We start from the raw sequence: 23,776 nt of genomic DNA on the forward strand, positions 1-23,776 counted from the left end.
GCGGTCATGCGTTGCCCTGCGGGCCGGTGGCTGTCACGGACTGTGCTGTTCGACGTGGTTCGTCGGGCGCGGTTTGTGTTGTCGATTTTCGCTCTGGGGTGGGGATTTCCCGTTGGTCGCCGGGTTTCCGGGCTCGCGGCAACCGTGCGTCAAGAGCCGGCCCGGTAGTTCACCCGAGACGGGCCAAACGGCGGATCGAGGGCGCCGGCGGTGACGGATCGTGTCGGTCAATCGGGCTCGGCGCCGTTTTGTCCACTTCGGACTCAATGGTTCACCCGAGGAGGTCACCCGGAGGCGCGGCGGGCCGCGGCGGTCACGCACCGTGCCGCCCGGCCACCCGAAACGGGATGAAGGGCACGGCCACCCGCCTTGCGGTACCTCGTCCGTGGAGCTTTGGTGTTCAGTGGTCACGTGGACACCATCACCGAATCCGAGTCCGAGCGCGTCGTCTTCGTCACGGAGGACGGCGTGCCGACGGGAGAGACCGGGCCGAAGCTCGCGAGCCACCACGGCGAGACGCGGCTGCACCTCGCGTTCTCGTGTTACGTACTACGCCGTTCGGACCAGGCGTTGCTGATCACGCAACGAGCACTGGACAAGAAGGTGTGGCCGGGGGTGTGGACCAACAGCGTCTGCGGGCATCCCGCGCCGGGCGAGCCGCTGCCCGACGCCGTGCGCCGGCGCGCGGCGTACGAGATCGGGCTGCCGGAGCTGCAGGACCTGGAGTGCGTGCTGCCGAAGTACCGGTACCGGACGCCGCCGTTCCAGGGGATCGTGGAGAACGAGTTCTGCCCGGTGTTCGTTGCGTGGGTCGATCGCGACCCCGAGCCGAACCCCGAGGAAGTCGGTGGCTGGCGGTGGGTCTCGTGGCCCGATTACGCACAGTTGCTCGAAGGCACTGAGGAAAACGTGAGTTACTGGGCCAAAGACCAGTACACGCAGCTCAAGGGGAAGAAGCCGTTTTCGTCGTTGGGGCAACAGAACTTCGGTGCGTGACAAAACCGGGCCCCAGTCGTCCACTTGAGCGATATTCGCTTTCGCGCGTACCGATGCCTCAAGACACCGCTCCTTTAAGACGACAACCATGAGGTGGCGGAGGTGGGTGTGGCGGCCGAGGACGAGCTCACGGCGGGTGCACCCGCTCCGGATCTGCTGAGCCTGCACGAGTCCATCGCCGGCATGTTCGCCAAGCAGGGCGACTGGCGCCGGGCGTACGAGCACCTGCGGTGCGCGCTCGACATCGCACGGGCCGGCAGTCTCCGGGACACGCTGACGTCGAGCTACAACCGCCGTTACCTCGACCAGCGCCTGCCCGGCCTGCCGGCCGCACGCGGTCTGGCCGTCGCGCTGATCGACCTCGACCGGTTCAAGCACGTGAATGACACGTACGGTCACCTCCTCGGCGATCGGGTGCTGTGCCGCGTCGCCGACCTCCTGCAGGAAGAGCTGCCGCCCGACGGGTTCTGCGCGCGCTACGGCGGCGAGGAGTTCGCGCTCGTGCTGCCGGGCGTCGACGCGCCGGGGGCCGTGCGGATCGTCGAGGCCGCCCGCACGCGGGTCGCCCGTCACCCCTGGTCAGAACTTCAGCCCGGCTTGAGAGTCACCATCAGTGCGGGCCTGGCGCACGCTTCCGCCGGCCCGGTGTCCGCCCAGCGGCAACTCCTGCGCGCGGACAACCTCTTGTATGCGGCGAAACGCGCGGGGCGCAACAAAGTCGCCTATCACGACCGCGAAACGACGCACGTCATTACCCACTCTGAGTAACGTAAACGCGAGCTTACTCCCATTCGCTTGCTCCAATCTTCACCTGTTCGTCCGCTTCGGGCCGTCTTGGGTCGACTCATGGTGAAGAAATTCGCGGGAGGGTGTCGTCACGAACGGCGGGTATCCGTACGATAACGAAAACCTCCCGAGGAACGACGTGCCCTGGGAGAGCCGGAACGAAAGGCCCCGCCGCCGGTTCGTAAGCGCCCGAAGTGCGAAAGGAGTCCGAGTGCCCGACGATCGCCCCCTTCCCGGCACCGGTCGCCACTCGGACAACGGCACCCCCCACACCCGCGCCGGCCGCCGCCGCTCCATGGAAACCCAGGGCGGCATCAGCGTCTCCGACGTCGTGGCCCGCCACACCGGCGAACGCCCGACCTTCGACACGGAAGACTCGGATCCGGGCTCGCGGCGCGCGGAACCCGGAACGCGGTCGAACGGCAGCTCGCACCTGGCGGAGTCGAACGGCAGCTCCCACCTGCGCGGCCCCAACGGCTACTCTGCCGCACCCGGCTCCCGCCCGGGCTCGCGCCGCGCCGACGACTCCGACTTCGATGGCGGCTCACACCTCGCGGAGTCCAACGGCAGCTCCCGTCTGGGCAGCCCCGGCAGCTCACACTCGGCAGAGTCGAACGGCAGCTCCCGCCTAGGCAGCCCCGGCAGCTCACACTCGGCAGAGTCCAACGGCAACTCCCGCCTGGCCGGCCCCGGCGGCTCACACCTCGCCGACGAGAGCTACTCGACCTCTTCCCGCTCTCGCCGCGCTGAGCAGCCGCCACCCCGCGGCCGCCGTGCCCGCCCCGACGACGACCCGCCCGCCGCACCTTCGGCGGGCGGCCCCGTGCCACGCGCGGATTCCCCGGGCCGGACCTCGCACGCCGCGGATGCCCCGGAGCCGGCCCCCTCGCGCGGGCCCCGCCGGGCCGCGCCGGAACCGCCTTCCCCGCGCCGCCCGACGACCTCGCAGCCACTTCCCACCGGCCGCCGCCGCGCCCCGGAACCGCCGGCGCCCGGTGGCAGCCACGCCGTGCCCGACGACGGCCCGGACTTCTCGGACCTCCCGGCCGCCGAACCCCCCGGCCGTCACGGCACTTCCGCACCGCCCGAGCCCCCGAACGGCCGCCCTCGCGGCCGCACCCCGGGCCCGGCGGGCGCCGCCCCGCTACCCCCGGCCGAACGCCCCGCCCGCCCCAACGGCCAGCGCCCCGGCCCGAACGGCATGCCAGGCGCCGGCGGCGTTGCCGCACCGAATGGCAACCAGGGCCCGAATGGCATGCCTCCTGCCAACGGCATGCCCCGGTCCAACGGCGCCGCCGGTCCGAACGGCAAGCCGGGTCCCCATGGCAAGCCGAGCTCCCAGACCGGCACGAATGGCATGGGGCCGAACGGTGCCGCCAGCCCCAATGGCAAGCCCGGCCCGAATGGCAAGCCTGCGCCGCGAGGCGACGCGAATGGCATGACCGGCGCAAACGGCGTGCCAGGCGCAGGCGGTCCTGCCGGCCCCCATGGCACGTCCGCGCCGAATGGCACGTCCGGCCCCCATCGCGTGCCAGGAGCTGCCGGCGCCAATGGCAACGCAGGCCCGAATGGCATGCCGACGGCCAACGGCATGCCGCGGCCCGGCAGTCCTGCCGGTGCGAATGGCAAGGCTGGGCCGAATGGCAGCGGCATGCCGGGGGCCAACGGCGTTACCGGGCCCAATGGCAAGGCCGGGCCTCAAGCCGGGCCGAATGGCAACCCCGCGGGCAACGGCATGCCGGGTGCCAACGGCGGTGCCGGGCTCAATGGCAAGGCGAGTCCCAATGGCAAGCCGGGACCGAACGGCATGCCAGGCCCCGGCGGTATGCCGGGACCGGATGGTCTTGCGGGTGCGAAGAGCAAGCCGGGGTTGAATGGCACGTCCGGGCCGCACAGTGTGCCGGGGGCCAACGGTGCTGCCGGGCTGAATGGCAAGGCCGGGGCGAATGGCAAGCGACGGCCCCAAGCCGGTGCGAACGGCCGGCCCGGGCCGAACGGCGCCGACAACGGCAAACCCGGCACAGACCGAGGTCTCGCGGCCGACGGGTTCGACGAGAACGACCAAAGCGCCGAAGCCGACCAGAACAACCAAGCCGCCCCGGCGGCCGAGCGCACTCAGCTCACCTCCCCCGTCGGGGAGCGCACCCAGCTCACCCCTCCCGTCGACGGCAAACGTCCGCCCCGCCAGCGCCGCCCACCCGCGCGCCCCGCCGGGGTGCCCGCGCGGTCGGAGCTCGATCCGTTGACCATGACGGACGAGATGGAGGCGATCGACGAGGCCACGCAGTACCGCCGGAAGATCGACCACACCCTCGCGCGCTTCTCGGCCGCCCACGACGAGATGCTGGCGGAGGAGGACAAGCGGCGCGAGCGGATGGCGCGGCTGACCGCGAGGCCCGTCGCGTTGTTCGAGCAGACGCGCACCGCCCTGCAGCGCGTGGTGGCGCCCACGGGGATCTACAAGGCGATTCCCGCGGAAGCCGAAGCCGAGGCCGACGACGAGAATCCCGAAGAGCGCGCCCCGCAAACCCGCTTGCAGGAGAAGAAGCGGCGCCACAACGAGCGGGCCGTCCGGATCGGGCGGATCGTGCTCATCGTGCTGGCCGTGCTGGTCTTCCTGGGCACGGGCGTGGCGTGGGGGGCGGTGAACTGGTTCGACGCCAAGTTCACCCAGGTCGCCGCGCTCGACGAGAACTCCTCCGACATCCGCAACGCCGACGCCCAGGCCAACGACGAGAACTTCCTCATGGTCGGCTCCGACAGCCGCGACGGCGCCTCGGCGGAAGAAGGCGTCGGCACGGCCGAGAGCAACCCCGGCGCCCGCTCGGACACCGTGATGGTCGCCCACGTGCCGGCCGACCGGAAGCGCGTGGTCGTGGTGTCGTTCCCGCGCGACCTCGAGATCAACCGGCCCGACTGCAACCGTTGGGACCCCTCGAAGTCCGTCACCACCGACGAAGTCGTGTCGGGCCAGAGCATCGCGAAGCTCAACACCGCTTACGCCGTGGGTGGCCCGCAGTGCGTCACGAAGGTGATCCAGAAGATCACCGGCCTGCGCATCAACCACTTCGTGGGCATCGACTTCAACGGCTTCAAGGACATGGTCGACGCGGTCCACGGCGTCACCATCAACAACGAGAAGCCCATCGACGACGAGGTGCTCGGCAAGGTCCTGCTGGAGACCGGTGACGTCACCATCTCCGGCGACCAGGCCCTGAACTACGTGCGCGCCCGGCACGTGAAGGGCGACCCGACGTCCGACTACGGCCGCATCAAGCGGCAGCAGGCGTTCATCGGGGCGCTGTTGAAGAAGGTCATGTCGTCCGACGTGGTCCTCGACCCGGGCAAGCTCTCCGGCTTCATCACGGCGTTCGCGAAGGCCACTTTCGGCGACAACCTCGGTGTGCAGCAGATGATGACGCTCGCCCAGTCGATGCGCGGCGTGGACCCGTCCAGGATCAACTTCATGACCGTGCCCACCACCGGCACCGCCAACAAGCGCGGCAACGAGGTCCTCGTGCAGTCCAGAACGGACTCACTCTTCGACGCCCTGCGCGACAACACCCCGCTGCCCGGCGAAAAGACCACCACCGCGGCCAACGCGGGCAACTCGGCCAAGACCGACAGCAACACCGCCGAAGGCTGAGCCACGGGATTCGTTAGACCGGATTCACGTGCGGTTCACCCTACGATGCGGTATTCGGACAACGCGCGTCGTAGGGTGTCTCCATGCGTGAGGCTTACCATGTCGAACTCGAACAGCTCGCCGAGAACCTGGCCGCCATGTCGGCTCAGGTCGCCGAGGCGATGGAGCTGGCCACCAAGGCACTGCTGGAGGTCGACCTGGGCCTCGCGGAGCAGGTGATCAGCGACGACGCGAAGGTCGACGACGCGCGCGCCGAGTGCGAGGAGCAGGCCTACGCGCTGCTCGCCCTCCAGGCGCCCGTCGCCACGGATCTGCGCACCGTGCTCGCCGCGATCCACGCCGCCGAGAGCCTCGAGCGCATGGGCGACCTCGCCCTGCACGTCGCCAAGGCCGCGCGGCGTCGCCACCCCGAGGCGGTACTGCCGGAGTCGGTGAGGCCCTACTTCATCGAGATGGGCCGCGCCGCGGTGAAGCTCGCGCGCCAGGCCGAGCAGGTCATCAAGTCCAAGGACGTCAACGCCGCCAAGGACCTCGAGACCGAGGACGACCAGGTCGACGACATCCACCGTCACCTGTTCACCGTGCTGATGGACCGCGAGTGGCCCTACGGTGTCGCCACGGCCGTCGATGTCACGCTGCTCGGCCGCTTCTACGAGCGCTACGCCGACCACGCGGTCTCCGTCGCCAAGCGCATGATCTTCGTCGTCACCGGCCGCATGCCGGGCTACGACTCCGACGAGGACCTCAACGTCTGATCTCGCAGTCAGTCCACAAAGGCTCTTCGATCAGAAGACGGGTCGACCGTCCACTTCGATCTTGGCCCCACGCTGGTTTCTCCTCGCTGACACCGGATTCCGCGACAACGCGACGCTGAACAAGGCCGTCGGTGCCAACGCCGCCGTCAACGCCGCCCGGCAGGCCATCGCTCACGACTGCTGAGCAACGACAAACGAGAACGGCCCCTCCGTCCACATCGGATGGAGGGGCCGTTTTGCCGCGGACCGAAGCGAACGATCAGCCGAAGCGGCCCGAGATGTAGTCCTCGGTCGCCTTCTCGTCCGGGTTGGAGAAGATCTTCTCCGTGTCGTTCAGCTCGACCAGCCGGCCGGGCTGGCCGACGCCGGCCAGGTTGAAGAACGCCGTCTGGTCGGAAACACGAGCCGCCTGCTGCATGTTGTGCGTGACGATGACGATCGTGTACTCCTTCTTGAGCTCACCGATCAGATCCTCGATGGCGAGGGTCGAGATCGGGTCGAGCGCGGAGCACGGCTCGTCCATCAGGAGCACGTCGGGCTGCACCGCGATGGCGCGGGCGATGCAGAGCCGCTGCTGCTGACCACCGGAGAGGCCGCCGCCCGGCTTGTTGAGCCGGTCCTTGACCTCGTTCCACAGGTTGGCACCGCGCAGCGCGCGCTCGGCGATCTCGTCGAGCTGCTTGCGGTTCTTGGTGCCGCCCAGGCGAAGCCCGGCCACCACGTTGTCCTTGATCGACATCGTGGGGAACGGGTTGGGGCGCTGGAACACCATGCCGATCGTGCGGCGCACCTGCACCGGGTCCACCGCGGACGCGTAGATGTCCTCGCCGTCGAGCAGCACCTCGCCCTCGACGCGCGCACCCGGGATGACCTCGTGCATCCGGTTGAGCGTGCGCAGCACGGTCGACTTACCGCAGCCCGACGGCCCGATGAACGCGGTGACGTTGCGCGGCGGCACGTTCAGCGTGACGCTGTCCACGGCGTGGAACTTGCCGTAGTAGATGTCTACGTCCTTGACGTCGATTCGCTTGGCCATGACTCACTTCTTCTTCGGGGCGAGGAGCCGGGAGAGCAGGGTGGCGAGCAAGTTCAGGATCGCGATGATGATGACGAGCGTCAACGCCGCGCCCCAGATCCGGTCGAAGCCGACGCTCCCGGGGTCGAGCGAGTTGGTCACGCGCTCGTTGTTCATCACCAGCGGCAGTGCGGCCTGCTCACCGTCGAAGGGGTTCCAGTTCACGTAGGCCGAGTAGCCCACGAGGACCAGCAGCGGAGCCGTCTCGCCCATCACGCGGGCGAGCGCCATCATGATGCCGCCGATGATGCCGGACATCGCCGTCGGCAGCACGATCTTCATGATCGTCTTCCACTTCGGCACGCCCAGCGCGTAGGACGCCTCTCGCAGATCGTCCGGCACGATCCGCAGCATCTCCTCCGACGAGCGGACGACCACCGGGATCATGAGCAGCACCAGCGCCAGCGACACCGCGAACCCACTGCGCGGCAGGCCGAGCGTGGTGATCCACAGCGCGTAGATGAACAGAGCGGCCACGATCGAGGGGACGCCGGAGAGGATGTCGACCATGAACGTGGTGGCCTTCGCGAGCTTGCCGCGGCCGTACTCCACCAGGTAGATCGACACCAGCAGGCCGATGGGCACCGCGATGACCGCGCAGATCAGGCCCTGCTCCAGCGTGCCGATGATCGCGTGCAGCACACCGCCGCCGACCTCGTCGCTCAGCACGGAGCCGAAGTCCTCGGTCCACCAGTTCGAGAACGGGATCCGCTTGATGCCGTTGACGACCACGGTGTAAAGCACCCACACCAGCGGCACCACGGCGATCAGGAACGCCAGCCACACGAGCACGGTGGCAAGGCCGTTCTTGGCCTTGCGGGCCAGGCTGACCTGCTGGAACGCGGGGGTAACAGCGGGACGTTCGAGCGTTGTGGACATGCTCAGTCCCCCTTCTTGCTGATGATGGAGCGGGCGGCGAAGTTCACCAGGAACGTCAGCACGAACAGCACCAGACCGGCTGCGATGTACGCGCCGGCCGAGGTGGCGTTGTTGAACTCGCTGTAGTTCGCGGCGATCTTCGACGCGAACGTCGCACCGCCGTCGAAGAGGCTCCAGTCGAAGTTGCGGCCCTGCGGGATGAGCAGGATGACCGCGAGCGCGATGGTCTCACCGAGCGCGCGGCCGAGGCCCAGCATCGACGCGCCGATGTAACCAGCCTTGCCGAACGGCAGCACCGTGGTGCGGATGACCTCCCAGCGGGTGGCCCCCAGCGCCAGCGCGCCTTCGACGTGCGGGGTCGGCGTGCGCTCGAAGACCTCGCGCGAGAGCGACGTGATGATCGGCAGGATCATCACCGCCAGCACGATGCCGGCCGTGAAAATCGTGCCGCGCACGTTGGGCTGCACGTTGCCCGGCGCGAAGAGCGGGAACCACGAGAACGTGGAGTTCACCCACAGCGAGAAGGGCTCGATCGTCGGGGCGAACACGATGATGCCCCACAGGCCGAAGATGATCGACGGCACGGCGGCCAGCAGGTCGATCACGTAGGCGAACCCGCGGGCGAGCCGCTTCGGCGCGTACTGGGTGAGGAACAGGGCGATGCCGAGCGACACCGGCATGGCGATGATCAGCGCCACCACGGAGGTGGCCACGGTGACCTCGAACAGGTCGGCAATGCCGAACGCCATGTTCTCCGGGTCGTTCGTCGACCACCCGTGGTTGAACAGGAAGTTGACCTTGTCGACCCGCAGCGCCGGGATGGCCTGGATGATCAGGAAGATCCCGATCAGGCCGATCAGAGCCACGATGAAGATGCCGGCCCCGGTGGTCAGGTTCTGGAAGATGCGGTCACCGGCCCGCACCTTCTTCGGCTTCTCCTGCGCGGGTGGCCTTTCGGGCGCCGGCGCGGATGTTGTGTCCGAAATCGGATCCTCCGGGAACGCTCGGGCGGACGACGAACGCCCACCGGGGGTGCCGGTGGGCGTTCGCGTCGAGGATGACTCGCTCATCGACTGGTTAGGTCCTGCGTGTACTTGTTATTCAGCCAAGTCGAGGATAAGTCAGGAGATCGCCTTGACGGCGGTCAGCACCTTGTCCTGCAGGCTCTGCGGGATCGGCACGTAACCCTTGCTCGACAGCTGCTGCTGGCCGGTCGTCGCCGACGTGGTCAGGAACGCCTTGACGGCCTTCGAGACGTCCGGGTTCGAGTACTTCGAGCACACCAGCTCGTAGGTCGTGAGCAGCAGCGGGTAGGCACCGGCGACGTTGCTCGCGTAGATCTTGTTCAGGTCGAGCGCGAGGTCGTTGGAGCCCGGGTTCAGGAAGGTCGCGGAGTCGAGGGACTTCGCGACGTTCTCGGCGGACAGCTCGACGCCGCCGGAGCCGCTGTCGATCAGGGCCGGGGTGACGCCGTCCTTGGCGAAAGCGCCCTCCACGTACGTGATCGAGCCGTCGGCACCCTTGACCGTGGTGGCGACACCGTTCGAGCCGGAAGCACCGTTACCGACGCCACCGTTGAACTTCTTGCCCGCGCCCTTGGTCCAGTCGGCCTTGGCAGCCGCGCCGAGGTACTTCTGGAAGTTGTCGGTGGTTCCCGACTCGTCCGAGCGGGAGACGACCTGGATCGCCTTGTCCGGGAACGTGAAGCTCTCGTTGCCCTTGATCGCCTTGATGGCCGGGTCGTTCCACTTCGTGATGCCACCGCTGAAGATCTTCGCGATCACGGACGGCGTGAGAACGAGCTTGTCGACACCCGACAGGTGGTAACCGACGGCCACCGGGCCGACGACCATCGGGATGTTCCACGCCGGGGAGGCGCAGCGCTTGTTGGCGGCCTCGAGGTCGGCGCCCGTGGCCGGGGAGTCCGTGCCGCCGAAGTCGACCTGGTTGCCGTTGAACTGCTTGACACCCGCGCCCGAGCCGCTGGCGGTGTAGTTGACCTGCTGGCCGCTGCACTGCTTGCCGTAGGCGAGCTTGAAGACGTCGATGGCGTTGTTCTGAGCCGTCGAGCCCTCACCGGACAGCGGGCTCTTGCCACCGCAGTCGACCTGCGCGGTGCCGGTGGCGGCGGGGGCGGCGGCCGAGCTGGAGTTGCTGCTGTTGCTCGCCGCAGGGTCGCTACCACAGGCAGCGAGCACCAGGGCGGCGCTCGCCACGATGCCCACGGCACCAAGGGGCCGCATGATCTTCACTGCATTTCCTCCACTCGGAGACTTCGCCGGATCGGCGCGCGTCTCAGCGCGCCGGATCCGGACATTAGGCAGCCCCGATGGACGGTCCCCCTTGCTCACATGAACGCAAAGTGAACAAGGCACCGTATGTGAGCAGGGCGACTACGCCGAAAGGGTGTCGTGTCCCTGCCGTGACCTGCATGTACGCAGAAAGTAACACGGGGCATGCCCCCGTCGACGGTGACTACCGACCGTACTGAACGTCGGTTTCGAAACGCGTGAACCCGAGTTTCGAATAGACCGCCAGTGCCGGTGCGTTGTCGCCCTCGACGTAAAGGATTACTTGGCGTAATCCCTTCTCGCGCAAGTACCGCAGGCCTGCGAGCGTCAGCGCCTTGCCGAGACCGCCACCCTGTGTGCCCGGATCGACGCCCACGACGTAGACCTCCCCGACCGGCCCACCGCCGAAGCGGCCGGGCACGGGCTCGTGCACCTTCGTCCAGTGGAAGCCGACAATGTCGCCGTTCTCGTTCTCCGCCAGGAAGAAACCGGCCGGGTCGAACCACGGCTGCCGTTCTTCGGCGCGCAGCTCGTCGACGCTGAACGCGCCCTGCTCCGGGTGCCAGTCGAACGCGCGCGCGTTGACGGCGATCATGGCCTCTTCGTCCTGCCCCGGCACGAAGGTGCGCAGCCGCAGGCCTTCGCGCAGCACGGGTTCGGGCCAGTCGGCGCCTTCGACCTCGACGTGCAGGATCAGCAGCTCGCGCTGCCGGCCGAGGCCGAAGTCCTTCGCCAGGGCGGCGGCCGCGGCGCTGTCCCCGTGGGCCCAGACGCGGGCGCCCTCGGCGGCCTTCGCGTCGAGCTCGCGGGCCAGCGCGGTGCCGACACCGCGGCGGCGGTAGTCGGGGTGCACCACGACCTCCGCAACTTGGCGGCCGTAGGAGTCGCCCTCGGTGTCGAGGTGCGCGTAGCCGGCGGGCTTGCCGTCGAGGCGCGCGAGCAGGTGCAGCCCGCCCGCGAACTCGCGCGGCAAAGGACCGGTCGCGTCGACCTCGGGCCGCCCGTCGGCCGCCTTCGCCGCGAGCAGCACCTCACGCACCGCTTCCGCCGCGTCAGCCCCGAGTTCGGCCGTCCAGCCCGTCAGCTCTGTTTCCGCCACGAAGCCGACATTACCCACGCGCGGCGCCGCGTGAAGGGGCTCGTTGGGGGAATCACGCGCGTCAGCGGTTGATGTACTCGGGCACGGATTCGATGGCCGGCGCCGGCTGCTTCGGACCGGACTTCGCCGGGCGCTCGAACTTGTAGCCGACATTGCGGACGGTGCCGATCATCTGCTCGTGCTCCGGGCCCAGCTTGGCGCGCAGGCGCCGCACGTGGACGTCGACCGTGCGCGTGCCGCCGAAGAAGTCGTAGCCCCAGACCTCCTGCAGCAGCTGCGCGCGGGTGAAGACGCGCCCGGCGTGCTGCGCGAGGTACTTCAGAAGCTCGAACTCCTTGTACGTGAGCTCGAGGGTGCGCTTGCGCAGGCGCGCGGTGTAGGTGGCCTCGTCGATCACGAGGTCGCCCACGCGCAGCTCGGCCTCGACCTGGCCGGAGACGCCGTCGCGGGTCGTCACGAGCCGCAGGCGCGCGTCGACTTCGGCGGGGCCCGCGGTCGGCAGGAGGATGTCGTCGGTGCGCCACTCGGAGCTCACGGCCACCAGGCCGCCTTCGCCGACGACGGCGATCACAGGCGTGCTCGCCTCGTCGTCGCCGGCGCCCTTGAGCAGGCGGCAGAGGCTCTTCGCCGAGGCGAGGTCGCTGCGGGCATCGAGCAGGATGACGTCGCGGTGCCCGGCGTCGAGCAGGGCCGTCACCTCGGGCTCGCGGACGCGTACGGTGTGGGGCAGCAGATCCAGCGCGGGAAGCACAGAGGTGGGGTCGGCTTCCGCGGTAAGTACCAGAAGGTCCAGGCTCATGGAGCCACACCGCCTTCACAAAGTCAGGGCCTGGCGCACGGCCTCGAACGTGGGCCTCGGTCGATGCTGAGTGAGAATACCGGGTGAACAACACGTCACCTAGCTCGTGCTGGATCGATCACACCTGGCCGAACCCCAGGAAGCGCCCCGGCCCCCGACGAACAGGAGAACCGACGCGATGGTGAGCAGGCCCGTGACGCGGGACGACCGACCGGCTCCTCGGCCGGACAACCGGCGTCGCGGACGGCGCGTCCGCCGCTGGGTAATCGTGCTCGGGGTCATCGTGATCCTGCTGGTCGGAGCCGATTTCGGGGCCGCCGCGTTCGCCGAGCACACGATCTCCCAGAAGGCGCGCGAGCAGCTCGGCCTGACCGACGACCCGTCGGTCGACATCCACGGTTTCCCGTTCCTCACGCAGGCGCTCTCGGGTGACTACAGTCACATCACCGTATCGGCCGACGGCGTGCCCGTGGGCGGTGAGCTGCGCGATCTTGGCGTGAGCGCCGAGCTCGAAGACGTAACAGCGCCGTTGTCCGACCTCACCGCGGGCAACACGAAGAACGTGAAGATCGGCAAGCTCACCGGCGCCGTGACGATCAAGGCGTCGGACATCGCGCGCATCTCGCCGCTGGACAAGATCCAGAACCTGCGCATCGACCAGAGCACCGAGGCCTACGTCAAGTACGGCGACACCGACCAGGGCCAGGAGCCGGACCCGACCCCCACCAACGCGGCGGGCGAGCCGGAGGACGGCAACACCGCCGGCATGCGCCTGTCGGGTGACGTGCAGGTGGCCGGTCAGAAGGTGGAGATCTTCTGCTTCGCGCTGATCGAGCTCAAGGACAAGACGATCACGATCACCCCCCACCGGCTGCAGTTCGGGAATGACCACGAGACCACCGTCGTTCCGGAGTCAGTGCAGAAGGCCCTCCTGCCGAACTTCCGCGCCTCGATCGACACGGGCACGCTGCCGCTCTCGGTCACCCCGACCGCGGTGCGCGTGGACAGCGGTTCCGTGACGATCACGGGCGAGGCGACCAACGTGAACTTCTCGGACCTGACGACGTCGAAGGGGTGAGTGCCCGGTGACCGGAGCCTGGGTGCTGCTGGCCACGCTGGTGGTCGCGGTTCTGGCCGGCCTGCTGCTGAAGGCCCGCAACGGACGGGTGCGCGCGGCCAAACCGGCCGCCGCGGCCCGCGACCTCGCCCAACTGCCCGCTCCGGTCGCCGAAGCGCTCGACCCGGCCTCGGCCGTCACACTCGTGCAGATCTCCACCACGTTCTGCGCGCCGTGCCGCCACACGCGCGCGATCCTGTCGGCGCTGGCCGACAAGACCGAGGGGCTGCACCACGTCGACCTCGACGTGACCGAGCAGCCCGAGGTGGCCCACGCCCTGTCCGTGCTGCGCACCCCCACCACGCTCGCGCTGACCGCCGACGGCCGCGAGCTGCTGCGCGTGGGCGGCGTGCCGAAGGGCCCGGAGCTGCTCGAAGCACTGCGTCCGCACCTGGCCGAAGCCGACGTTCGCTGACCGGCGGAGACCGCCTCACCGGCTGTTTCCCAATGGGCGGGACTCGTCCCAAGGTATGAACGCGGTTCCCAGCCGGTTGGAGCACTGAGTACCCTCGCTGACGTGGACGAGCTGCCCATCACCCTCCTGACGCAGCGCCGCGCGGTGGATTTGTGCCGCGTGCGCAGCAGCTTGTGTCCGCGCTCGTCGCGCCGGCGCTGAAGCACGTCGTCCGCCGGTTTTCGCACGCTCTACCGTCCGTGCTCTCGCACGCCCCTCGCCTCGCCCTCAGCAGGAGGAACCATGCCCGCCGGACCGGCTGTCGACCCGCGTGGCCCGCGGTTCGCCGCGATCATCACCACCGTCGTGCTCGCCGTGGTGCTCGTGACGCAGTGGTGGCCGCTGCTGGCCCTGCAGACCGTGATCTTCGCGATCGGCGCGTTCGTCGGTCTGAAGCCGGCGCCGTACTCCGTGCTGTACCGCGCGCTCGTCGCGCCGCGGCTCGGCCCGCCGACCGAGCGCGAGGACGCGGCGCCGCTGCGGTTCGCGCAGGCCGTGGGCTTCGTGTTCGCGCTCGTGGGCACGATCGGCTTCGTCGCCGGCGTGGCCCCGCTCGGCATCGTCGCGACGGCGTTCGCGCTGTTCGCCGCGTTCCTCAACGGCGCGTTCAACTTCTGCCTCGGCTGCGAGATGTACCTGTTGCTCAAGCGCTTCAGCCCCGCGCGGGCTTCCTAGCAGTTCCAAACACCAGAAGGAGAGTTCGCTTCCATGAGCCGTGAAGACGCCCTGGTCACCACTCAGTGGGCCGAGGAGAACCTGGACACACCCGGTGTGGTGTTCGTCGAGGTCGACGAGGACACGACCGCCTACGACGCCGGGCACATCCGCGGTGCGGTGAAGCTCGACTGGCGCAACGACCTGCAGGACGGCGTGCGCCGTGACTTCGTGAACAAGGCCGCGTTCGAGAAGCTGCTCTCGGAGAAGGGCATCTCGGACGACGACCGCGTGGTCCTCTACGGCGGCAACAACAACTGGTTCGCCGCCTACGCATACTGGTACTTCAAGCTCTACGGCCACCAGAACGTGCAGCTGCTCGACGGCGGCCGCAAGAAGTGGGAGCTCGACGGCCGTGAGCTCAACGCCGACGACGTGAAGCGCGACGCCACCGAGTACCACGCCAACGAACAGGACCTCTCGCTGCGCGCGTTCCGCGACGAGGTCGTGGAGGCCATCGGCGCGAAGAACTTCGTCGACGTGCGTTCGCCCGACGAGTTCTCCGGCAAGCTGCTCGCCCCGGCGCACCTGCCGCAGGAGCAGTCCCAGGTCCCGGGCCACATCCCGGGCGCGCTGAACGTGCCGTGGGCCAAGGTCGCCAACGAGGACGGCACCTTCAAGACCGAAGACGAGATCAAGGACCTCTACACCGAGGCCGGCATCGACAACGCGAAGGCCACCATCGCGTACTGCCGCATCGGTGAGCGTTCGTCCATCGCGTGGTTCGCGCTGCACGAGCTGCTCGGCTACTCCGACGTGAAGAACTACGACGGTTCGTGGACGGAATACGGCTCGCTGGTCGGCGTGCCGGTCGAGTTGGGAGCGAAATAGATGGCTGACGACGGTTGCGGCGCCCCGGTCCAGGTGGCCACGCCCGCTGACTTCGACACCAACGGTCAGGTCGTGCTGGCCGGCAAGGTGACCGGCTCCGACGGCCCGCTGGGCGGCGCGTTCGTGCGCCTGCTCGACGGCGGCGGCGACTTCACCGGCGAGGTGGTCGCCTCGCCGGAGGGCGACTTCCGCTTCTACGCCGCGCCGGGCTCGTGGACGGTGCGCGCGCTGCACCGCACGGGCAACGGCGAGGCCTCCGTCACCGCCGAAGGTCCGGGCCTGCACCAGCTGGCGATCTCGGTCGGCTGACTCGCTTTTCGTGAAGGGGCCCCAGGGATTTTTCCTGGGGCCCCTTCACTTTTCTTCGTTCAGGACCCGATCCGTGTACCCGCGCTGCGATGGCCACGTCTCCGCAACCGCCAGTTTCCGGCGCTGCTCCACGATTTCCTCGATACGCACGCGAATCGCGGCGCGCCAGTCGCCGGCCTCGGGGCCGCCGATGATCAGCGCGATGTCATCGAGGCTGAGTAAACCCGTGTCCTGCAACATCTTCACGATGGTCAGCCGGTGCAGCTCGGCCTCGCCGTAGAGGCATTTGCCCGACCGGCGCGTGGCCGGGCGCACGAGCCCGCGTTCGTCGCAGCAGCGCAGCGCCGACACCGCGACGCCGAGCTTCGCGGCCGTCTCTCCGATGGACCACATCCCGGTGGACCGTCGGCCACCGTCAACGCCGCCCGCCAGACGGGCACGGCCCTCGGGGTGGCCGCGCTCGGCGCCTCCTCGCGCACGGCGCGAACCTGACGGCCGGCCTGCAAGCGGCCATGGCCGTGGCCGTTGGCGTGCTGCTCGTCGTGACTGTGCTCACCGCGACGACCCTGCGCGGAGCCGGAGGGCGCCGGGCCGACTATTGTCCTCGTTGTGGAGACCCTGTTTACGATCCTGCTGGCCCTGGCGGCAGTCGCCATCGTGTGGTTCGCCTGCTACGTCGTCTACCGGCTGTACGCCGACCAGCGCTGAGCACCATGACCGCCAGTGGCGACGACGCCATCGCGGCCGCGGAGGAGCGCGCGGCGAGCACCCGCGCGCGCAACCTGCCGTTGTGGGACGACCTGCCGATCCCCAACGACACGGCCAACCTGCGCGAGGGCCCGAACCTGAACGACGCGTGCCTTGCGCTGCTGCCGATGGTCGGCGTCTGGCGCGGTGAGGGCGAGGTCGACTACCCCACCATCGAGGGGCCGGTCAAGTTCGCGCAGCAGCTCACCATCGCGCACGACGGCCGCCCGTTCCTCACGCACGAGGCCCGCGCGTGGCTGCTCGACGACGAGGGCAACGTCATCCGCCCCGCCGCCCGCGAGAGCGGGTTCTGGCGGCCGAAGGAGGACGACACGATCGAGCTGCTGCTCACGCACAGCTCCGGGATCGTGGAGCTCTACTACGGCAAGCCGCGCAACCAGACGTCGTGGGAGCTGGGCACCGACGCGGTGATCCGCACGGCCACGGCCAAGGACGTCACCGCGGCGCAGCGGCTCTACGGCCTCATCGAAGGCAGCCTCGGCTACGTCGAGGAGCGCGCGATGATGGGCCAGGAGATGCAGCCGCACGTGTCGGCTCTGCTGCACCGCGTCGTCGGCTGAGCAGGGCCGTTACCAATCCTTCCAAAAGCAGGCCCCCCACGCGGCACGTAACCGTTGCTGCGACGCCATTCGGCCGTGACTGTGGTCGGATTGGTAACGATCGGCTCTGAATTACCAATCCGGCCAAAAGCAGGCCGACCCCCACGCGGCACGTAACCGTTGCTACGACGCCATTCGGCCGTGACTGTGGTCGGATTGGTAACGATCGGCACAGTACGCTCTGTCCATGCTCTGGCGGCCCTGCGGCGAGCACGCCGCCCTGCTCGACTGCGACTCGCTCGCGCAGATGACCGCCGCGCGGGCCACGGTCGAGGCCGCCGGCGTCGACGGGATCGCCGACCTCGTGCCCGGGGCCCGCAGCTTGCTGGTGGTGGTGGAGCCCGGGTCACCCGCGCTCAAGTCGGTGCGGGAGCTGCTCGACGGCGCCGACCTCACGCACCCGCCCGCCGGGTCGCCGCGTGAGGTCACGCTGGACGTCCACTACGACGGCGAGGACCTGTCGCTCGTGGCGCGCGATGCCGGGGTCTCCGAGGCCGACGTCGTCAAGCTGCACACCGAGGCCCAGTACACCGTCGCGTTCACCGGCTTCGCGCCCGGTTTCGGCTACCTGACCGGGCTGCCGGACGCACTGCGGCAACCCCGGCTCGAGTCCCCGCGCACGAAGGTCCGCGCCGGGTCCGTGGGCATCGGGGGCGAGTTCACCGGCGTCTACCCGCGCGAGTCACCCGGCGGCTGGCGGCTGCTCGGGCACACCGACGCGACATTGTTCGACCCGGCCGCCGAGCGGCCCGCGCTGTTCGCGCCCGGTGACCGCGTGCGCTTCCGGAGCGTGTGATGCGCGCGCTGGAGATCGTCCACACGGGACCGCTCGCGCTGGTGCAGGACCTCGGCCGGCCCGGATACGCACACCTCGGCGTGCCCCCTTCCGGTGCTCTCGACGTCGCCGCCCTGCGCCTCGGCAACCGCCTGGTCGGCAATCCCGAGGACGCTGCCGGGATCGAAGCGTTGCTGGGTGGGCTTACTGTGCGAGCGACGGCGCCGTGCACGGTCGCCGTGACCGGACCCCTCGTGCCGGTGCAGGTGGACGACCGGCACGTCGGTTCCCACTCGGCCGTCTCGCTACGGGAGGGGCAAACGCTTGCGCTCGGTCACCCGTCGGCCGGTTTGCGCAGCTACCTGGCGGTTTCGGGCGGGATCGGCGTCGAGCCGGTGCTGGGCAGCCGCTCGCGGGACGTCCTGTCGGGCATCGGGCCGGAACCCCTCGAAGACGGCGTTTCGCTGCCACTCGGCGCGGTCACCGGAGTGCCGGCGGGAGCCGATGTGGTGGTCGCCCCCTCGGCACCCGAACGGCTCGTCGTGCCCGTGGTCCTCGGCCCGCGCGACGACTGGTTCACCGACCTCGTCGAGGGCCTCGGCGCGTGGTGGACGGTGACGCCGCAGTCCAACCGCGTCGGCCTGCGCCTCGACGGCCCACCGCTGCGGCGCGCGAACACCGCCGAGCTGCCCAGCGAGGGCCTCCTGACCGGCGCGATCCAGGTCCCGCCGAGCGGCCTGCCCGTCGTTTTCCTCGCCGACCACCCCACGACCGGCGGCTACCCGGTGGCCGCCGTGGTGAGACGCGGGTCACTCGGCGCACTCGCTCAGGCACGCCCTGGAACCTCTGTGCGGTTCCGCTCGTCTTGATGAGCGTGGAACGGGTAACGGTCACGGGTGGGACAGGTGTCCTGGAGCTGAACAGGGTCCTGGAACGGAACGGCGACGCGCAGGTGGAGCTGCCGCAATCGTTGCGCATCGCGCTGGCCACGGGGCAGCTGCGGCGTCCGCTGGCCGAGACCCTGCGCGACCTGCTGGCCCTGCTCGTCGACGGGTGTTACCAGGTCGACGGCCCCGCTCGCCTCGACTCCGACGAGCCCCTCGTGCCCACCGCGACCTGGCCGCCCGACGACGAGGCGCGCGTCGCCTACTACCGCACCGCGATCCGGACCGGCCACCGTCCCGTGGCCGTCGTGCTGTCGGGCACCCGGCCGTTGATCCTGGTCGGGCACCACAAGATCGCCGCCTACGAAGCCGAAGGCGTGCGCGCGTCCGCCGTGGTGATCAGCGAGGCGCCGGCTCAGTACTCGCCTTCGTAGGCCGCCACCAGCTCGCGGTGCAGCTCCGCCGAGTCGGGCAGGGCGGCGCCGTCCAGCGTGTGCACGCGGGTGACGAGCCGGACCGACGACGCGAGGTACACCCCGTCGGCCGTCGCCAGGTCGGCGGCGGAGAATGGCTCGACCTTCACCGTCCAGCCCGCCTTCTCCGCACCGCGGAACAGCGCCGCCTGCGTGGTGCCCGGCAGGATCCCGACGGTGGACGGCGGCGTGTAGAGCGTGCGCTCGCGCGCCAGCACGACCGTGGACGTCGGGCCTTCCAGCACGGAACCGTCGGCAGCGGTGAAGATCACATCCTGTGCGCCCCGACGGCCGGCCTCGCGCAGGGCGGCCATGTTCACGGCGTACGAAACGGTCTTCGCGCCCAGCAGCAGCCACGGCGCACGCTCGGCGACCTCGGGTCCGAAGCCGCGTTCCAGCGTCACCGCGGCGACGCCCTCGGCGCGGGCGCGGCGCACCTTCTCGTCGATCTCCATGCCGATGGCGAACGCGGTCGGCGTGCCGGCCGGATCGCCGTCGACACCCCGCGTGTACACGAGTTTCAACGCGATTTCCCGGCCACCGGCCCAGCTGTCGATCACGGCGCGGGCGGCCGTCTCGAAGGCGGCGAGGTCGGGCGCCGGCAGCTCCAGCATCGCCGCGGAACGGGCGAGTCGGTCGAGGTGCGGACGCAGTTCTCGCGGTTTTTTATCAGCCACGAGGATGGTCTCGAACACCCCGTCTCCGCGCAGCAAACCGAGGTCGTCCACACGAATGTGGGCGGCTTCGGGGTCGGCCAGGGTTCCATCGAGGAAGGCGAGGACGCGCATAGTGTCACGGTACTCACCTAGTCTTGTGGTTATGGCCTACCGCTCGCCGTTGCTCGAAGCCCCCCGCTCGATCGCCGCGCCTGACGGACACCCCGAGGCGGGAGTTCCGTGGCACTGGGGCGATCCGTTCGCCGAGCAGCGCACCGCCGCCCGCGGCGTGGTCGTGATCGACCGCTCGCACCGCGAAGTCCTGGCTGTTTCAGGCGAAGAACGCTTGAGCTGGTTGCACCTCGTGATCTCCCAGCACGTGACGGAGCTGCCCGAAGGGTCCGGCACCGAAGCCCTCGTGCTCGACAGCCAGGGCCACGTCGACACGCACTTCGTGCTGGCGCACCTCGACGGCACCGTCTGGCTCGACAGCGACCCCGGCCCCGTCGCGACGAGCGCGCTGCCCAAGGGCGGCAAGCAGACGTTGCGTGAATACCTCGAGGCGATGAAGTTCTGGTCGAAGGTCGAGATCCGCGACGCCACAACGGAACTCGCCGTCCTCACCGTGCTCGGGCCCGAGTCCGAACGTGTGCTCACCGCGGTCGGGGTGGAGGTCGGCGCCGAGCCGTATTCCGTGTCGGCGTTGCCCGGCGGCGGTTTCGCGCGCCGCATGCCGTGGCCGTCTCGGTCCAGTGTGGACCTTCTCGTGCCGCGCGAAGAGCTCGCGACGTGGTGGCAGCGCCTCACCGACGCGGGCGCACGCCCGGCCGGCAGCTGGACGTTCGACGCGCTGCGCGTGGAATCGCGGCACCCGCGGGTCGGCGTGGACACCGACGACCGCGCCATCCCGCACGAGGTCGGCTGGATCGGCAGCGCCGCCCACGTGGCGAAGGGCTGCTACCGCGGCCAGGAAACCGTCGCGAAGGTGCACAACGTCGGGCGCCCGCCGCGCTACCTCGCACTGCTGCACCTCGACGGTTCACCCGAGATCACGCCCGAAACAGGTGACCCGGTGCGCCTTGGCGAACGCGTGGTGGGCCGCGTGGGCACCGTCGTGCAGCACCACGAGCTCGGCCCGATCGCGCTGGCCCTGGTCAAGCGCTCCGTGCCCGCGGGCGCGGAACTGCTGGCCGGCCTGGGGAAAGACGACGCGGCCGAGGATTCTGAAAACAACACTGACCGCACCGTTCAGGCCATCGTGGACCCGGACTCCGTGCCGGGTGAGCACGCCGCCCCTGGTCGGGAGGCCGCACAACGGTTGCGGGGCTGAAGTGAACCCGGCGGTAGCATTGTCGGGGAATCTAGAGCAGGATGTGCCCGTGATCGAAGTGCGTCCCGGTGGGCGACGGCGGATCGACCGCGTCCTCGCCCCGGGATACCTCACCGGACTCGGCGACCTGCCGCTGCCGGTGCTGCGCGAACGCCGTGACGAGGCCGCGCAGGAGGAGACCGACCTCTCGTACCTGCGCCGGCTGCTGCACGCGCGGATCGACATCGTGCGCGCGGAGCAGCAGCGCCGGTCGTCCGGTGGCGTCAACAGCATCGTCGACCAGCTCGCCACGATCCTCGCCGACAACGCGCTCGGCCCCGCCACCGGTTCCGGGCGCCACCAGCAGCTCGAACCCTCGCGCGCCGGCGAGCACCGCCGCCACGCCGAGGCGCTGATCGGCGACACGGACCTCACCGACGTCGGCACGCTCTCCGACGGCAAGCTCGCCTCCGCGCTCGACACGTACGCCACCGAAGAGTCTTCGGTGTCCACGTTCCGGCGCCAGGTGCAAGGCGTGATGGACACCCTCAACGCCGAGATCGCCGGCCGCTACCAGCGCGGCTCCGCGACCGTCGACGAGCTGCTCGACTCCGAGCTCGGACGCACCGAAGAGTGACGGAACCGGTTCTCGTCGAGGTCGAGCGGTCCGGCCTCGTGGAAAGCGTGCACCGCGGTTCGCTCGTGATCACGGCGCCGGACGGCAGCGTGATCCACGAGGTCGGCGACGTGACGAGCCCGGTGTTCCCGCGGTCGTCGACCAAACCCCTCCAGGGTGTCGGCATGCTGCGCGCCGGCCTGGACCACGACGGCGCGGACCTCGCGCTGGCCTGCGGTTCCCACTCCGGCGAACCCGGCCACGTCGAGCGCGTTGCGGCGATGCTTGCGGCGGCCGGCCTCGACGAGTCGGCGCTGGCCTGCCCGCCCGCGTACCCGCTGCACGAGCCGACGATGCACGCGGCGACCGAACCGCTGCGCGTCACGATGAACTGCTCCGGCAAGCACGCCGGGATGCTCGCCACCTGCGTCGCCGCGGGCTGGCCGACCGACGGCTACGAGCAGCCGGGCCACCCGTTGCAGAAGGCACTCGCCGACACCGTGGTGGAGCTGACCGGGGAACCGATCGCCACCACCGGCGTCGACGGTTGCGGTGCGCCACTGTTCGCCTACTCGCTCACCGGCCTGGCGCGGGCGTTCGGCCGGTTGGTGCAGGCTTCCGCGGGGTCCGAAGAACTGCGCGTCGCCGACGCCATGCGCGCGCACCCGTGGCTGGTCGCCGGCACGGACCGGGAGGACACCGCACTGATGGGCGCGGTGCCGGGGCTGCTGTCGAAGATCGGCGCCGAGGGCGTGCTGGCTTTCGCACTGGCCGACGGCACGGCGGTGGCGCTGAAGATGTCGGACGGCGCGAAGCGTGGCTGCGCGCCGCTGGCTGTGGCGGTGCTCGCGTACCTGGGCGTGGACGTCTCCGACCTCGAAGCCCTCGCGAACCCGCCCGTGCTCGGGGGTGGCCGGCCCGTGGGCCGGCTGCGCGTCAGTTGGAGCGCTCCCTAGCCGCGAGGTCGCCCCAGAACTCTCGCAGCTCCGAGAACAGCTCGGCCAGTTCCTCGACGTTGCCGGTGCGCAGGGCTTCGAGGATGTCGTGGACCTCCTCGGCCGTGGTGTCGGACTCGAGGATCGCATCGGCGAACAGCTGCACCAGACCGCCGTAGTCCAATTCCACTACGGAGTCCGGGTCGAAGCTCTCCAGCCACTGGCGCGTCTGCGACAGCACGCGGCCCGGACCGGAGTCGCCGAACGCGGCCTCGATCAGCTCGCCGGCCTCGGCCGCGCGGGTCAGCGCGTCGGACATCGACATGCGCCACGAAAGCTCGCGTACCGGATCGTCCTGGCCGGAGCCGAGCACGAGCTTGCGCTCGTCGGGGTCGACGAGGACGAACCACGGCAGCGGCACGGTCCAGGTGGTGGTGAGCGTGTGGGCGGCGGCCGTGGTCAGGTCGGCCATCGCGGCCTTCGTGCGCGAGCGGGCACGGTCGGCCGAGACCCCGCCGGCGTCGAGCACGGCGTTCTTCAACGCCGGGGTCGTGTCGCCGAGGAACGTCACCAGCGCGGCGGCCGCGCGGGCGCGCAGTTCGAGCGGGCAGACGAACGGGCCGGCGCCGGGGTGGCCGGCCGGCACCTCCGCCGGGTCGAGCACGAGGACGTCGGTCAGCAAGCTCGGCGCGGGCCGGCCGTCGGCGAGCTCCGCGGGCAGCAACCGGGCGGGCGCGGCGGCCTGTGACTTGAGCCACACAGCCTGCTCGCGTTCGCCGATCGCGGCCCGGCGCAGCTTCGCCGCGGCGACGGCTTCACGCAGGCGGTCGTCGGGCGGGTCACCGAGCGCGAGCAGGGGTTCGTACACCCTCAGATACGCCACGAAGGGACGGAGCACCTGAGCATCGTGGCACGCCCACCTGCGCGGATCACCCCCGACAGGCCGGTAACCGGCGTCCGGCGGACACTGTCGCCACCGGCACACCGTGCCACGTCGCATCGAACCCCCG

At 69.8% G+C, this 23,776-nt stretch carries 27 protein-coding genes; 18 read left to right on the plus strand and 9 right to left on the minus strand.

Annotated features, from left to right (window positions below):
* The first annotated feature begins 411 nt into the window (after positions 1 to 411).
* From idi to ABZU76_RS04245, 5 genes are all read left to right on the plus strand, one after another.
* On the plus strand, positions 412 to 996 hold the full coding sequence (gene idi, locus ABZU76_RS04225; protein ID WP_354864940.1) for an isopentenyl-diphosphate Delta-isomerase: 585 nt from the start codon (positions 412 to 414) through the stop codon (positions 994 to 996).
* Between the two features lie 93 nt (positions 997 to 1,089).
* Positions 1,090 to 1,764, plus strand: coding sequence for a GGDEF domain-containing protein (locus tag ABZU76_RS04230; protein ID WP_354864942.1), 675 nt, complete (start codon positions 1,090 to 1,092; stop codon positions 1,762 to 1,764).
* Between the two features lie 229 nt (positions 1,765 to 1,993).
* Positions 1,994 to 5,428 carry an LCP family protein gene (locus ABZU76_RS04235; RefSeq protein WP_354864944.1) on the plus strand — a complete coding sequence of 1,145 codons (3,435 nt, stop codon included), beginning with the start codon at positions 1,994 to 1,996 and terminating at the stop codon, positions 5,426 to 5,428.
* Positions 5,429 to 5,511: 83 nt separating this feature from the next.
* Complete coding sequence (phoU, locus tag ABZU76_RS04240; RefSeq protein ID WP_220245051.1) at positions 5,512 to 6,183, plus strand: phosphate signaling complex protein PhoU; 672 nt, start codon at positions 5,512 to 5,514, stop codon at positions 6,181 to 6,183.
* Positions 6,184 to 6,244: 61 nt separating this feature from the next.
* Positions 6,245 to 6,367: a hypothetical protein gene (locus tag ABZU76_RS04245; RefSeq protein WP_354864946.1), complete on the plus strand. Its 123-nt coding sequence runs from the start codon at positions 6,245 to 6,247 to the stop codon at positions 6,365 to 6,367.
* A gap of 75 nt (positions 6,368 to 6,442) precedes the next feature.
* On the opposite strand, the gene pstB is transcribed toward ABZU76_RS04245, so the two are convergent.
* From pstB to ABZU76_RS04275, 6 genes are all read right to left on the minus strand, one after another.
* On the minus strand, positions 6,443 to 7,219 hold the full coding sequence (gene pstB, locus ABZU76_RS04250) for a phosphate ABC transporter ATP-binding protein PstB (RefSeq protein ID WP_285971696.1): 777 nt from the start codon (positions 7,217 to 7,219) through the stop codon (positions 6,443 to 6,445).
* Positions 7,220 to 7,222: 3 nt separating this feature from the next.
* Entirely contained in the window at positions 7,223 to 8,137 is a 915-nt protein-coding gene (gene pstA, locus ABZU76_RS04255) for a phosphate ABC transporter permease PstA (RefSeq protein ID WP_354864949.1), read from the minus strand.
* A 2-nt stretch (positions 8,138 to 8,139) separates the two neighbouring features.
* Complete coding sequence (pstC, locus tag ABZU76_RS04260) at positions 8,140 to 9,060, minus strand: phosphate ABC transporter permease subunit PstC (RefSeq protein WP_354865967.1); 921 nt, start codon at positions 9,058 to 9,060, stop codon at positions 8,140 to 8,142.
* A gap of 198 nt (positions 9,061 to 9,258) precedes the next feature.
* Complete coding sequence (pstS, locus tag ABZU76_RS04265) at positions 9,259 to 10,389, minus strand: phosphate ABC transporter substrate-binding protein PstS (RefSeq protein WP_220245055.1); 1,131 nt, start codon at positions 10,387 to 10,389, stop codon at positions 9,259 to 9,261.
* Between the two features lie 223 nt (positions 10,390 to 10,612).
* On the minus strand, positions 10,613 to 11,512 hold the full coding sequence (gene mshD, locus ABZU76_RS04270) for a mycothiol synthase (RefSeq protein ID WP_354865969.1): 900 nt from the start codon (positions 11,510 to 11,512) through the stop codon (positions 10,613 to 10,615).
* A gap of 76 nt (positions 11,513 to 11,588) precedes the next feature.
* A complete protein-coding gene (locus tag ABZU76_RS04275; RefSeq protein ID WP_220245056.1) occupies positions 11,589 to 12,326 on the minus strand; it encodes a response regulator transcription factor in 738 nt (245 codons plus the stop codon).
* A 178-nt stretch (positions 12,327 to 12,504) separates the two neighbouring features.
* Here ABZU76_RS04275 and ABZU76_RS04280 point away from each other — a divergent pair, with 178 nt between their 5' ends.
* From ABZU76_RS04280 to ABZU76_RS04305, 6 genes are all read left to right on the plus strand, one after another.
* A complete protein-coding gene (locus ABZU76_RS04280; protein WP_220245057.1) occupies positions 12,505 to 13,404 on the plus strand; it encodes a DUF2993 domain-containing protein in 900 nt (299 codons plus the stop codon).
* Between the two features lie 7 nt (positions 13,405 to 13,411).
* The gene (locus ABZU76_RS04285) at positions 13,412 to 13,858 is read left to right on the plus strand and encodes a thioredoxin family protein (RefSeq protein WP_354864952.1); all 447 of its coding nucleotides are present in this window, start codon (positions 13,412 to 13,414) and stop codon (positions 13,856 to 13,858) included.
* A gap of 102 nt (positions 13,859 to 13,960) precedes the next feature.
* Positions 13,961 to 14,059: a putative leader peptide gene (locus tag ABZU76_RS04290; RefSeq protein WP_326567015.1), complete on the plus strand. Its 99-nt coding sequence runs from the start codon at positions 13,961 to 13,963 to the stop codon at positions 14,057 to 14,059.
* Positions 14,060 to 14,140: 81 nt separating this feature from the next.
* Positions 14,141 to 14,572 carry a DUF4395 domain-containing protein gene (locus ABZU76_RS04295; protein ID WP_220245059.1) on the plus strand — a complete coding sequence of 144 codons (432 nt, stop codon included), beginning with the start codon at positions 14,141 to 14,143 and terminating at the stop codon, positions 14,570 to 14,572.
* A gap of 33 nt (positions 14,573 to 14,605) precedes the next feature.
* Positions 14,606 to 15,442 (plus strand): sulfurtransferase, encoded by an 837-nt coding sequence (locus ABZU76_RS04300; RefSeq protein ID WP_354864955.1) that lies wholly within the window; start codon positions 14,606 to 14,608, stop codon positions 15,440 to 15,442.
* Entirely contained in the window at positions 15,443 to 15,751 is a 309-nt protein-coding gene (locus tag ABZU76_RS04305; RefSeq protein ID WP_220245061.1) for a DUF1416 domain-containing protein, read from the plus strand.
* A gap of 45 nt (positions 15,752 to 15,796) precedes the next feature.
* On the opposite strand, the gene ABZU76_RS04310 is transcribed toward ABZU76_RS04305, so the two are convergent.
* On the minus strand, positions 15,797 to 16,144 hold the full coding sequence (locus ABZU76_RS04310) for a MerR family transcriptional regulator (protein WP_354864957.1): 348 nt from the start codon (positions 16,142 to 16,144) through the stop codon (positions 15,797 to 15,799).
* A 320-nt stretch (positions 16,145 to 16,464) separates the two neighbouring features.
* Here ABZU76_RS04310 and ABZU76_RS04315 point away from each other — a divergent pair, with 320 nt between their 5' ends.
* The 4 genes from ABZU76_RS04315 (at position 16,465) to ABZU76_RS04330 (ending at position 19,211) form a co-directional block, all read left to right on the plus strand.
* Positions 16,465 to 17,079 (plus strand): FABP family protein, encoded by a 615-nt coding sequence (locus ABZU76_RS04315; RefSeq protein ID WP_220245062.1) that lies wholly within the window; start codon positions 16,465 to 16,467, stop codon positions 17,077 to 17,079.
* 226 nt (positions 17,080 to 17,305) lie between these two features.
* Positions 17,306 to 17,914, plus strand: coding sequence for an allophanate hydrolase subunit 1 (locus ABZU76_RS04320; RefSeq protein WP_354864960.1), 609 nt, complete (start codon positions 17,306 to 17,308; stop codon positions 17,912 to 17,914).
* Positions 17,914 to 18,762 (plus strand): biotin-dependent carboxyltransferase family protein, encoded by an 849-nt coding sequence (locus tag ABZU76_RS04325; RefSeq protein ID WP_354864962.1) that lies wholly within the window; start codon positions 17,914 to 17,916, stop codon positions 18,760 to 18,762. The genes ABZU76_RS04320 and ABZU76_RS04325 overlap by 1 nt, the downstream gene beginning before the upstream one ends.
* Positions 18,763 to 18,767: 5 nt before the next feature.
* Positions 18,768 to 19,211 (plus strand): hypothetical protein, encoded by a 444-nt coding sequence (locus tag ABZU76_RS04330; RefSeq protein ID WP_354865971.1) that lies wholly within the window; start codon positions 18,768 to 18,770, stop codon positions 19,209 to 19,211.
* On the opposite strand, the gene ABZU76_RS04335 is transcribed toward ABZU76_RS04330, so the two are convergent.
* Positions 19,193 to 20,038, minus strand: a complete 846-nt coding sequence (locus ABZU76_RS04335) for an aminodeoxychorismate lyase (RefSeq protein ID WP_354864964.1) — start codon at positions 20,036 to 20,038, stop codon at positions 19,193 to 19,195. The genes ABZU76_RS04330 and ABZU76_RS04335 overlap by 19 nt on opposite strands.
* A 31-nt stretch (positions 20,039 to 20,069) precedes the next feature.
* Here ABZU76_RS04335 and ABZU76_RS04340 point away from each other — a divergent pair, with 31 nt between their 5' ends.
* Genes ABZU76_RS04340 through ABZU76_RS04350 form a run of 3 tightly spaced genes read left to right on the plus strand, consistent with a single transcriptional unit; the run spans position 20,070 to position 22,787 of the window.
* Positions 20,070 to 21,236 (plus strand): folate-binding protein, encoded by a 1,167-nt coding sequence (locus ABZU76_RS04340; RefSeq protein WP_354864966.1) that lies wholly within the window; start codon positions 20,070 to 20,072, stop codon positions 21,234 to 21,236.
* A gap of 49 nt (positions 21,237 to 21,285) precedes the next feature.
* Positions 21,286 to 21,852 (plus strand): aerial mycelium formation protein, encoded by a 567-nt coding sequence (locus tag ABZU76_RS04345; protein WP_220245067.1) that lies wholly within the window; start codon positions 21,286 to 21,288, stop codon positions 21,850 to 21,852.
* A complete protein-coding gene (locus ABZU76_RS04350) occupies positions 21,849 to 22,787 on the plus strand; it encodes an asparaginase (RefSeq protein ID WP_354864968.1) in 939 nt (312 codons plus the stop codon). Before ABZU76_RS04345 ends, ABZU76_RS04350 begins: the two co-directional genes overlap by 4 nt.
* Here the strand turns inward: ABZU76_RS04350 and ABZU76_RS04355 are convergent.
* Entirely contained in the window at positions 22,768 to 23,664 is an 897-nt protein-coding gene (locus tag ABZU76_RS04355) for a hypothetical protein (RefSeq protein WP_354864970.1), read from the minus strand. The two genes, ABZU76_RS04350 and ABZU76_RS04355, sit on opposite strands and share 20 nt — an antisense overlap.
* Positions 23,665 to 23,776: the final 112 nt, after the last annotated feature.

Origin of the sequence: Amycolatopsis sp. NPDC005232 (assembly GCF_040607795.1) — a bacterium.
Classification (GTDB): domain Bacteria; phylum Actinomycetota; class Actinomycetes; order Mycobacteriales; family Pseudonocardiaceae; genus Amycolatopsis.

Coding starts and splice junctions, on each gene's coding strand:
- phoU (WP_220245051.1), top strand. CDS start 5,512: ATGCGTGAGGCTTACCATGTCGAACTCGAACAGCTCGCCGAGAACCTG.
- pstB (WP_285971696.1), bottom strand. CDS start 7,219: ATGGCCAAGCGAATCGACGTCAAGGACGTAGACATCTACTACGGCAAG.
- pstA (WP_354864949.1), bottom strand. CDS start 8,137: ATGTCCACAACGCTCGAACGTCCCGCTGTTACCCCCGCGTTCCAGCAG.
- ABZU76_RS04275 (WP_220245056.1), bottom strand. CDS start 12,326: ATGAGCCTGGACCTTCTGGTACTTACCGCGGAAGCCGACCCCACCTCT.
- ABZU76_RS04280 (WP_220245057.1), top strand. CDS start 12,505: ATGGTGAGCAGGCCCGTGACGCGGGACGACCGACCGGCTCCTCGGCCG.
- ABZU76_RS04295 (WP_220245059.1), top strand. CDS start 14,141: ATGCCCGCCGGACCGGCTGTCGACCCGCGTGGCCCGCGGTTCGCCGCG.
- ABZU76_RS04300 (WP_354864955.1), top strand. CDS start 14,606: ATGAGCCGTGAAGACGCCCTGGTCACCACTCAGTGGGCCGAGGAGAAC.
- ABZU76_RS04305 (WP_220245061.1), top strand. CDS start 15,443: ATGGCTGACGACGGTTGCGGCGCCCCGGTCCAGGTGGCCACGCCCGCT.
- ABZU76_RS04310 (WP_354864957.1), bottom strand. CDS start 16,144: ATGTGGTCCATCGGAGAGACGGCCGCGAAGCTCGGCGTCGCGGTGTCG.
- ABZU76_RS04315 (WP_220245062.1), top strand. CDS start 16,465: ATGACCGCCAGTGGCGACGACGCCATCGCGGCCGCGGAGGAGCGCGCG.
- ABZU76_RS04320 (WP_354864960.1), top strand. CDS start 17,306: ATGCTCTGGCGGCCCTGCGGCGAGCACGCCGCCCTGCTCGACTGCGAC.
- ABZU76_RS04325 (WP_354864962.1), top strand. CDS start 17,914: ATGCGCGCGCTGGAGATCGTCCACACGGGACCGCTCGCGCTGGTGCAG.
- ABZU76_RS04335 (WP_354864964.1), bottom strand. CDS start 20,038: ATGCGCGTCCTCGCCTTCCTCGATGGAACCCTGGCCGACCCCGAAGCC.
- ABZU76_RS04340 (WP_354864966.1), top strand. CDS start 20,070: ATGGCCTACCGCTCGCCGTTGCTCGAAGCCCCCCGCTCGATCGCCGCG.